12 protein-coding genes and 1 tRNA gene are annotated in these 9,152 nt (G+C 70.7%); 9 read left to right on the plus strand and 4 right to left on the minus strand.

From position 1 onward, the window contains the following. Positions 1–524, minus strand: a 524-nt coding sequence (locus AOK00_RS06480) for a hypothetical protein (protein WP_055599360.1), incomplete at its 3' end; no start/stop codon positions are given. 132 nt (positions 525–656) lie between these two features. Here AOK00_RS06480 and AOK00_RS06485 point away from each other — a divergent pair. From AOK00_RS06485 to AOK00_RS06500, 4 genes are all read left to right on the plus strand, one after another. Next, the gene (locus AOK00_RS06485; protein ID WP_055599351.1) at positions 657–1,091 is read left to right on the plus strand and encodes an Hsp20/alpha crystallin family protein; all 435 of its coding nucleotides are present in this window, start codon (positions 657–659) and stop codon (positions 1,089–1,091) included. Between the two features lie 91 nt (positions 1,092–1,182). Then, the gene (locus tag AOK00_RS06490) at positions 1,183–1,581 is read left to right on the plus strand and encodes a DUF2267 domain-containing protein (RefSeq protein WP_055599352.1); all 399 of its coding nucleotides are present in this window, start codon (positions 1,183–1,185) and stop codon (positions 1,579–1,581) included. A gap of 75 nt (positions 1,582–1,656) precedes the next feature. Beyond that, on the plus strand, positions 1,657–2,127 hold the full coding sequence (locus AOK00_RS06495; RefSeq protein ID WP_079041862.1) for a DUF2267 domain-containing protein: 471 nt from the start codon (positions 1,657–1,659) through the stop codon (positions 2,125–2,127). A 190-nt stretch (positions 2,128–2,317) separates the two neighbouring features. Then, complete coding sequence (locus AOK00_RS06500) at positions 2,318–2,677, plus strand: hypothetical protein (protein ID WP_055599353.1); 360 nt, start codon at positions 2,318–2,320, stop codon at positions 2,675–2,677. A gap of 215 nt (positions 2,678–2,892) precedes the next feature. Here the strand turns inward: AOK00_RS06500 and AOK00_RS06505 are convergent, their stop codons facing one another. Further along, a complete protein-coding gene (locus tag AOK00_RS06505; protein WP_055599354.1) occupies positions 2,893–3,447 on the minus strand; it encodes a DUF3592 domain-containing protein in 555 nt (184 codons plus the stop codon). On the opposite strand from AOK00_RS06505, the gene AOK00_RS06510 reads away from it, so the two are divergent. Further along, positions 3,437–4,021, plus strand: a complete 585-nt coding sequence (locus tag AOK00_RS06510) for a hypothetical protein (RefSeq protein ID WP_159041689.1) — start codon at positions 3,437–3,439, stop codon at positions 4,019–4,021. The genes AOK00_RS06505 and AOK00_RS06510 overlap by 11 nt on opposite strands. A 133-nt stretch (positions 4,022–4,154) precedes the next feature. Here the strand turns inward: AOK00_RS06510 and AOK00_RS06515 are convergent, their stop codons facing one another. After that, positions 4,155–4,817 carry a helix-turn-helix transcriptional regulator gene (locus tag AOK00_RS06515; protein WP_063886536.1) on the minus strand — a complete coding sequence of 221 codons (663 nt, stop codon included), beginning with the start codon at positions 4,815–4,817 and terminating at the stop codon, positions 4,155–4,157. 57 nt (positions 4,818–4,874) lie between these two features. On the opposite strand from AOK00_RS06515, the gene AOK00_RS06520 reads away from it, so the two are divergent. Together AOK00_RS06520 and AOK00_RS06525 are read left to right on the plus strand one after the other, a co-directional pair. Continuing rightward, positions 4,875–5,747, plus strand: coding sequence for an aldo/keto reductase (locus AOK00_RS06520; RefSeq protein ID WP_055599357.1), 873 nt, complete (start codon positions 4,875–4,877; stop codon positions 5,745–5,747). Positions 5,748–6,143: 396 nt separating this feature from the next. Continuing rightward, positions 6,144–7,418: a M23 family metallopeptidase gene (locus AOK00_RS06525; RefSeq protein ID WP_055599358.1), complete on the plus strand. Its 1,275-nt coding sequence runs from the start codon at positions 6,144–6,146 to the stop codon at positions 7,416–7,418. A gap of 74 nt (positions 7,419–7,492) precedes the next feature. On the opposite strand, the gene AOK00_RS06530 is transcribed toward AOK00_RS06525, so the two are convergent. Beyond that, positions 7,493–7,563, minus strand: a tRNA-Gly gene (locus tag AOK00_RS06530). 402 nt (positions 7,564–7,965) lie between these two features. Here AOK00_RS06530 and dcd point away from each other — a divergent pair. Then, on the plus strand, positions 7,966–8,541 hold the full coding sequence (gene dcd, locus AOK00_RS06535) for a dCTP deaminase (protein ID WP_017240230.1): 576 nt from the start codon (positions 7,966–7,968) through the stop codon (positions 8,539–8,541). 13 nt (positions 8,542–8,554) lie between these two features. Continuing rightward, the gene (locus AOK00_RS06540; protein ID WP_055599359.1) at positions 8,555–9,052 is read left to right on the plus strand and encodes a phosphoribosyltransferase; all 498 of its coding nucleotides are present in this window, start codon (positions 8,555–8,557) and stop codon (positions 9,050–9,052) included. The last annotated feature ends 100 nt before the right edge of the window (positions 9,053–9,152 follow it).

Raw genomic sequence — 9,152 nt, forward strand, 5'->3', positions numbered from 1 at the left:
GTGCGTGCGAGTGGTTCGAGGAGCTGGGTGGGGTCGCTGTGCGCGAGTGCTGCGGAGAGGTCGGCCTGTGTGTCCGGGGGCAGGGCGTCGAGGGCGGTGATCTGTCCGGCGAGCTGGCGCAGGTCGGCGGCGTTCGATCGGGCCCAGGCCGTGATGGTGCGGTCTGCGGCGCGGCGGTCGCGGATCGTCTGGACGCGTTGTTCGCCGGTGGTTCCGGGGTTGCCGGGGCGTACGCGGAGGTAGCGGCGTTCGGCGGCCTGTCGGCTGGTGACGCCGAGGGGGTGGGCGAGGTCGGCCCAGCTGGCGCCGGCGTCGCGGGCGGCCTCGATGAAGCGGGGCTCCCATGCGGCGAGCTGTTCGCGCAGCTCACGCAGGAGCAGGAGGGCGGCGAGCGCTTCCTCCGAGGAGCCGTGCGGTGTCGTGTCGGGGGTGGTCGCGGACCGGGCTGCCCGTACCGCTTCGTCGATCGTGGCCAGGGCGGCGAGCGCCGCGGGAAAGGTGACCGGTCGGTCGGCTCCTGTCACAGGATCACGCCCTCTTCATCGTGTCGTCCATCCGTTGACATTCAGCTTGTCGTCGTTCGGATGACATGCTACAACGGTGACAGATGAAGCGCATTGGCAGTCACTGCCTGATCCCCCTGGAGGTGTTTCGCGATGTTGATGCGCACCGACCCGTTCCGCGAGCTCGACCGTCTCGCCCAGCAGATGCTGGGTGCGACCGGCACCTGGTCACGGCCTTCCGCGGTACCGATGGACGCCTACCGTGAGGGTGACGTCTACGTCATCGCCCTCGACCTGCCCGGCGTCGCGCTGGACGCGATCGACATCGACGTCGAGCGGAACATGCTGACGGTCAAGGCCGAGCGCCGCCCCGTCGCGAAGGCCGACGACGTCCAGATGGAGCTGTCCGAGCGGCCCCTCGGCGTCTTCTCCCGGCAGCTGATGCTGGCCGACACCCTCGACACCGAGAGGATCACGGCCGACTACGAGGCGGGTGTGCTCACGCTGCGCATCCCGATCGCCGAGCGCGCCAAGCCCCGCAAGATCACCATCGGCCGGGGCGACGACCGCAAGCAGATCAGCGGCTGAACCGTAGGAAAGACCGGGAGCGGAGGGCGGAAGCCTTTCCCCCTCCTCCGTCCTCCGCTCCCCGCATCCACGTATGCAGAAGGGGGTCGTGATGAGACTGCGATGGCAGACGTTCCTCGACAAGGTCCAAGAGCGCGGCGACTACAGGTCCGCACAGGAGGCCGAACGAGCCGCCCGCACCGTGCTGGCGCTGCTCGGCGCCCATCTGGTCGGTGACGTGCGGACCGCACTCGCCGCCCGCCTGCCGGAGACCTTCGCCCTGGTGCTCCTCAACCCCCTCCAGGCCACCGAGCCTCTCTCACCCGAACGCTTCGTACGCGCGACGGCTGCCTGGATCGAAGGAGCCACCGAACAGACCGCGGCCTGGGACGTCAGCGCCGTCCTCAGCGTCGCCGCCGACGCGGCCGGCGAGGAACTGACCGCCCGGATCCTCCTGCAGCTCCCACCCGGCTACGACCTCCTCTTCGGCCGGCCGCACCACCCCCGGTGAGCCGGCACCCCTGAAACGTGTTCGCTCCGCCCGGTCCACCGACCGGGCCCGAAGAGAACGGCGATCTCCACCAGCATGACTCTTCAGACCGAGACCACGACCACACCCGCCCACGGCAGCACCACCACCGCGGCGCCCTACTCCCAGATGCTCGAGCGGGTGCGCTACGAGGGCGCCCACCCCACCCTCGAACGCGCCGACGAAGCCGTCCAGTCCGTACTCGCCGCACTGGGACGACAGCTCGTCGGCGACGAACGCGTCGACCTCGCCGCACGCCTCCCCGTCGAAGCCGCCCTCGTCCTGACCGCCCAGGTCCCCGCCGTCACACCCCTCACCGGATGGGAGTTCGTCAAGGACCTCGCCCAGCGCACCGGCAGCACACCCGCCACCGCCCGCTGGAACGTCGGCGCCGTCCTCGCCGCCGTGTCCCAACTCGCCGGACCCGAGCTCCTCGACCGCATCATCAACCAACTCCCCCCCGGCTACGCCCTCCTCTTCGGAAAAGCCGAACTCCATCAGCCACGGCGCGGGACCACCTCCTTCTGACCCCTCCCACGCATGTGCACCCCCGACCACAACGGCGGCACCGGGGCTTCGGCCGGCCCCCGGCCGGCGGGCAGTCACGGCGGCCTCGGTCACGCGGCGTGCCTCTGGTGGGAAGGCGGTGGCGGCCCTGCTCGCCCGGTGGCAAGACCGGTTGAGGGGACGGGACGACCCGTGAATAGGATCGGCTCTCATGTCGAAGCTTGACGAGCTGCTCGTTGACGTCGCCACGCTGGTGGAGTCCGGGCAGAGCAATCAGATGTCCCTGACGGTGGTCACCGGTGGCGCTGTCATCACCGGCCGACTGGCGCCCGAAGCGGTGTGGAGGCAGCGGGTCTCGGAGGTCCTGGCCGACTCCGCCCGCCTGGGAGAGTTCTCCGCCGTCTTCACCGCCATGACACGGAGGGACGGGCCGCCCGCGTATCTGCACTTCCACATGGCGCGGATCCTTCAGGGCACGGTGGGGATCCCGGAGACAGGCGGGATGTACCGCGTCTCGATCGCGGACGTCAGCGCCTGGACCATGGGCGACTTCAGTTACTCCGACCACTGACTTCACGCCCTCGGGGAAGCCCCTCCGCCGATACGCGAAAGGGCCCGACCGGCCGGTGCCGGTCGGGCCTTCCCGGCTGCCTGAATGTCAGCCCACGTTCGCCCGTGGGTCGCGGTCAGGCCGCTGCCGGGGCGCCGAGCATCGCGGAGACCTCTTGGAGCGGGGTGAGGCCGCGGGCGGGCGCGGTGTTCTGGGGAAGGCCGCGACGACGTGAGTCAGGGGAGGAGGACCAGGCCCGTCACAGCCACGGCGAAGGTCGTGACACCCGCGAGCATCACGCACACCATGAAGCGGATGTGATGCTCAGTCCCCGCGCGCTCATGGCGCACCGCGGCCATCGTCCCCATCCAGACGTTCTTGGACGGGTGCGCCGTCCGCACCAGCGGGTATGTCTCGCCCACGACGTGCAGGGGGTTGCGGCCGGTCCATGAGGTGTGGGTGGCCCGGGAACCGTCCGCGGTCGTGTACGCGTAGACGACGGTCAGGTAGGTCTTGCGAGGCGCCATCGAGACCAGGGTCGCCGGGACCTCGACGCCGGTCTTCTCCAGCTCCCGCATGTTGCGGAGTGCGGCCTTCGGGCCGCCGATGATCAGCAGGCCGAGGGCGACCACCGCCAGGCCCACGAAGACGAACAGTGAGCCGACCCGGTACCGGATCGAGGGGGTGTCCCGTGCCTCGGCGACCGTCTTCGGGGAAGCGGTGAACGGCGCGCTGCCCGAACGTCCCGCCCACGAGGACCCGGTGGACGGCTCGACGCTCGTGGCGGTCACGCACGAGGCGGCGGAGGACGCCGAGCGGGAGGCACGGGAGGAACGGGAAGCGCGGGCACTCCGGGAGAGGGAGGCCGAGGAGGACGCGGAGCCGAGTACGCCGGCCGCTCTCGTCGTCATCGGGGTGATGGCCGCGCTCGGCCTCGGACTCGTCGCCCTCGCCGCGGGCGTGGTGATCGCCGGGGACCACGCGTCCCGCGCACTCGCGGTGCTGCTGACCGGCGCCACGACACTGCTGATGGTTTGGGTGACGATCGGCGCGGCGGCGGTCCCGTGGAACATCTGGTACCTGCCCCGCCACGGCGTCACGGTCGAGACGGTGCCCACCCTCATCCGCGGCCAGGTCCGCTACGGCTACACCGCCACCGACGGAAAGGTCCGCCGCGCGCCCCACGACGAACAGGGGACGCCGTACGACATCGCCTACCACCTCAAGCACCCCGCCCGCGTGGTCGTGTGCAGGGGCCTGGACGCGTACGTCTGGAAACGGCTGTTCCGGTCAGCCGTTTCGGCGGCCCTCACGGCCCTCCTCGGCTGGGGCACCCTCGGACTGGCCCTTCCCGCCTTCGCCTAGCGGCCCCCTCGCGTCCCCTCCGCGAGGGGCGACAACGACACAGCCCCAGGTCGCTGACCTGGGGCTTCGTGGAAGAGCGGACCTGCCGGCACGTTGTGGCACGGCTCGTGGCCGCCTCCGGCTGCCGGACCCGTCAGGCGTCCAGGCGCCCGCCGAGGACCTCGCGGGCACGCAGGCCGGCCTGGAAGCGGGACCGCGCGCCCAGGGCGGTCATGAGGGCGGCGACCCGACGGCGGTAGGTCCGCAGGGACACCCCCAGTCGGCGGGACGCGGCCTCGTCCGTATGGCCGGCCGCCAGTGCCCGCAGGACAGCCCGCTCCGTGTCGCCGAGGAGGGGGAACGGCACGCGGTTGTACGCGGCTAGGTCCGCCGAGGCCTCCCAAACCGTCTCGAACAGGGCCCGCACCCCCGCCACCACATCTGGCTCCTGCACGACGTTGTACGTACGGGGGCCTCCCGCGGCGGACCGCGGGGCCGCCAGCACCGCGAGGCGCCGGTCGACGACGATGGCCTCGTGGGCCGGGGGCGCGGGCGAGATCCGGATCTCCGCGCCGGCCTTGCCGAGCCGGTCGAGCAGCTCCTGCCCACCGGGGGCCTGGAGGACGCCGGGCCCGTACAGCTTGCGCACCACGAGCCCGGGCGGGAGGGCGCGGGGCGCGCTCGGGCCGGCGGCCGACCACGTCCCGGTCTCTCCGGCGGCGCAGAGGAACTCCTGCCGCGCCCCCGCGAACAGGGCGCCCGCCCGCCGCGCCAGCTCGTCCTCGCCCCGCAGCGTCACGATGCCTCTCGCCGTCATGGCACCAACCTGCCAGTCGTTCGCCTCCGGCACGAGGCTTCCCGAGGATCTGGAGGCATGACCACGACTCGTGAGAACCCGCCCGCTGCCTTCCTCCTCGGCGGAGACCTCCCCGTCGCCCGCATGGGCTTCGGCGCCATGCGGCTTCCGGCCCGGGAGATCGCCGGACCCGCGAACGACCCGGAGACGTCGGCAGCCGTGCTGAGGCGGGCGGTCGAACTCGGCGTGAACCACATCGACACCGCCTGGTTCTACTTCCACGGTGGCCTCTCGGCCAACGGCCTGATCCGCCGCACCCTGTACCCCTACCCCGAGGGTCTGGTCCTGGCGGCGAAGGTCGGCCCGGTCCGCCACCCCGACGGCAGCTGGGGCGCCCCGGCCGGCCCCCGGGAACTCGTCGCAGGCGTCCACCGCACCCTGCGCGAACTCGGCCGGGACCGCCTCGACCTCGTCTATCTGCGGCTCCACGAGGACGACGACGAAGCAGTGGCCGAGCGATTCGGAACGCTCGCCGCCCTGCGGGAGGAGGGGCTGATCCGCCACCTCGGCCTCAGCAACACGACCACCGGGCAGCTCGCCATTTCGCAGCGGATCGCTCCGGTGGCGGCGGTACAGAACATGTACGGCCTCTTCCACCGCCGACATCCGGAAGTCCTCGACGCCTGCACCCGGCAGGGCATCGCGTTCGTCCCGTTCTTCTCCTTGGAAAGCCTGGGGCGCCCCGAGCCGACCGAACCCCTCGCCCGGATCGCCGCCCGGCACGGAGCCTCTCCCGAACAGGTCAAGCTCGCCTGGACGCTGGCCGGGTCACCGGTCGTCCTCGCGATCCCCGGCACTTCCTCCGTGGCCCACGTGGAGGACAACACCGCGGCAGCCGACCTGCTCCTCGACCCGGAGGACCTCGCCGCTCTGGACGCCCTGTCGACCTGATCGGCGGTTCCGGACAACGACGAAGCCCCAGGTCGCTGACCTGGGGCTTCGTGGAAGAGCGGATGACGGGAATCGAACCCGCGCTATGAGCTTGGGAATCTCCGCTGCTTGGCCGCCCACCTGGCCTCTGACCTGCGGACAAGTCTCTTCGCGGGTCCTGCCGGGAGGCTCTGCTCACACCCGTGGTGACCGCTGTTCACCGTCCTGGAGGGCACGGATGGGGCACGTACCCGCTCCCACCCGGTGGTCCGGTGCGGCTGGACGGGTGTAGTTCGGCACCCGACTCCGGCGCCGTCCGCGGGGAGCGCCGCCCGGCCGGATTACATGAGCCTGCGCCTCGGCGCGGGGCGTGCCGGTGCCCTTGGTGGCCCCGGACCCGACGACTGGAAGAGCACCATGGCAGAGCGCCACCCTCGCAACCGCACCGGCCGCAGTCCGCTACGTCGCGGGCTCGCCGCCGCCGTGCTCGCGGTCGGCATGCTGACGGCTTCAACGGCACCCGGATACGGCACCGGCGCGGCCACGCCGGCGCCCGGCCCCCAGTTCACGCCGTTGACGGCGGCCGTGATGACCGAACCGGCGCCGTTCCGCGCGACGGACGGCAAGACGCACCTCTCGTACGAACTGCTCACTACGAACGCGCTGCCCAGCAGCGCACGGGTGCGGCTGGACCGTGTCGAGGTCCGGGACGCCCGCACACACCGGGTGGTGGGCTCGCTGAGCGGGCAGGCGCTGGCCGATGCCGCCCACCCGGTGGGCGACCCCCTGCCGGGTGCGGACGGGTACACCCCGGCGCCCCCGGGGCCGACGCCGACCGTCATCCCGGGCTCCCAGCAGTGGGTGGTCTGGCTCGACCTGGCCCTCGACCGCGGTCAGTGGGTGCCCAAGGTCCTCGAACACCACCTCTCGGGCGCCGTCCTCACCGCCTCCGGCTCCTCCCCGTTCGAGGAGACGGTCCAGATCACCCCGACCGACCGCACCGCTCCGCTGGACCTGGACGCGCCGGTCCGCCCCGGCACCTGGTACTCCAGCGAGTCGTGCTGCGGCAACACCCACCACCGCCGCGGCCTCGGCCCGATCAACGGCCGCTTCTACGTGCCGCAGCGCTTCGCGATCGACTGGTACAAGGTCGGCGAGCAAGGACAGACCTGGGAAGGCGACCCCGCGCGGCTCACCAGTTACCTGAGCTACCGGCAGCCGGTCGTCGCCGCGGCCGGCGGCAGGGTGGTGGAGGTCCAGGACGGGATCCCGGACAACACGCCGCCCGTCACGCCGCCGGTCCCGCCGATCGAGCAGACCGTCGGCAACCACGTCACCGTGGAGGTCGCGCCGGGCCGCTACCTGCTCTACGCCCACCTGAAGCCCGGCTCGCTCAGGGTCCGGGTGGGCGACCACGTCGAACCCGGCCGGATCCTCGGGCTGATCGGCAACAGCGGCAACTCGACCACGCCGCACCTGCACTTCCAGGTGATGACCACGCCCGAGTTCTTCCCGACCGACAGCCCGCCGTTCACCTTCCGGAAGTTCCGCGTCGTGGGACAGGTCGAACCCCGCATCTGGGACGACAACCTGGGCCTGCAGCCCACCGGCGTCCTGCCGATCACTCCCTCGCCGTACGACGGCCCCCACCGCGCGCGGTATCCGCTCGACCGCGAGGTGCTGGAGTTCTGACCGGATTCCGGTCGGGCCGACGATCGAGACAACGACGAAGGCCCTGGTCTCTCTGACCAGGGCCTTCGTTCAAGAGCGGATGACGGGAATCGAACCCGCGCTATAAGCTTGGGAAGCTCATGTTCTACCATTAAACTACATCCGCACAGCGGCCCGATGAACGGTTCCGCATCGTTGCACACTGTACCCCATGCGCCACTTGAGGCGAAGCTTGCGCCTTCCCGGGTGCGGAGTGCCGCCTGGAGGGTGTCCCGTTGATCCCCTAATGTGGCTTCCCGTCCACCACATGTGTAGGGGAAGGGACTTGATGGGTCCGATGGAGCGCACCGTCGTCCGTTGTGCCGAAGGGCATGTGTTCAGTACCGCTTCGTTCCCGTTGCAGCAGCTCGGGGCCGGGCGGATCGGGCCAGGGCGGCTCATCCGGTGTCCGCGCTGCGCGCGGCTGCGGCATGCGGTGCCGGTGGAGTCCGGACGGCGCTGACCGGTGCCCGGGGCGCGGACGCCTGCCGATTGGGGCAGGTCCGCGCCCTCTGCGTATCGTGGGGGCGTGCTTCTCTCAGACAAGGACATCCGGGCCGAGATCGATGCCGGACGGGTGCGCATCGACCCGTACGACGAATCCATGGTGCAGCCCTCGAGCATCGACGTGAGGCTTGACCGCTTCTTCCGGGTGTTCGAGAACCACCGCTACCCCCACATCGACCCCGCGGTCGAGCAGCTCGACCTGACCCGTGAGGTCGAGCCCGAGGGTGACGAGGCGTTCATCCTCCATCCCGGCGAGTTCGTGCTCGCCTCGACCTACGAGGTCATCACCCTCCCGGACGACATCGCGTCGCGTCTTGAGGGGAAGAGCTCTCTCGGGCGGCTCGGGCTCGTGACGCACTCGACCGCCGGGTTCATCGACCCCGGTTTCTCCGGGCACGTCACCCTGGAGCTGTCGAACCTCGCCACCCTGCCGATCAAGCTCTGGCCCGGTATGAAGATCGGGCAGCTGTGCATGTTCCGGCTCAGCTCGCCCGCCGAGTTCCCGTACGGGAGCGAGCGGTACGGCTCCCGGTACCAGGGCCAGCGGGGGCCGACGGCCTCCCGCTCGTTCATGAACTTCCATCGGACCCAGGTGTGAGGCGGTCGCAGGCATGAGTGAAGTACGCGAGAACCTGACGTACGAGGGTTTCGGACGCGCCGTCCGTGAGCTGGCGCAGACGATCGCCGACGACGGCTACGAGCCCGACGTCGTGCTCTCGATCGCCCGCGGCGGAGTCTTCGTCGCCGGCGGTCTGGCCTACGCCCTGGACTGCAAGAACATCCACCTCGTGAACGTGGAGTTCTACACCGGTGTGGGCACCACGCTGGAGATGCCGGTCATGCTGGCGCCCGTGCCCGACGCGATCGACTTCAGCGACAAGAAGGTGCTCATCACCGACGACGTCGCCGACACCGGCAAGACCCTCAAGCTCGTCCACGACTTCTGCGTCGACCACGTCGCCGAGGTCCGCTCCGCCGTCATCTACGAGAAGTCCCACTCCCTCGTGAAGTGCGAGTACGTGTGGAAGAAGACCGACGAGTGGATCAACTTCCCCTGGTCGGTCGAGCCGCCCGTCGTCAAGCGCGAGGGCCAGGTCCTCGACGCCTGACGGCAGGGGCGCGTACGACGTGAGGGGGCGACCCGCGAGAATCTCGCGGGTCGCCCCCTCACGTCGTACGGAGACCGCGGAGGGGTCAGTCCCAGACGTA

It is taken from the genome of Streptomyces aureus (assembly GCF_001418135.1).
Lineage (GTDB): Bacteria > Actinomycetota > Actinomycetes > Streptomycetales > Streptomycetaceae > Streptomyces > Streptomyces aureus_A.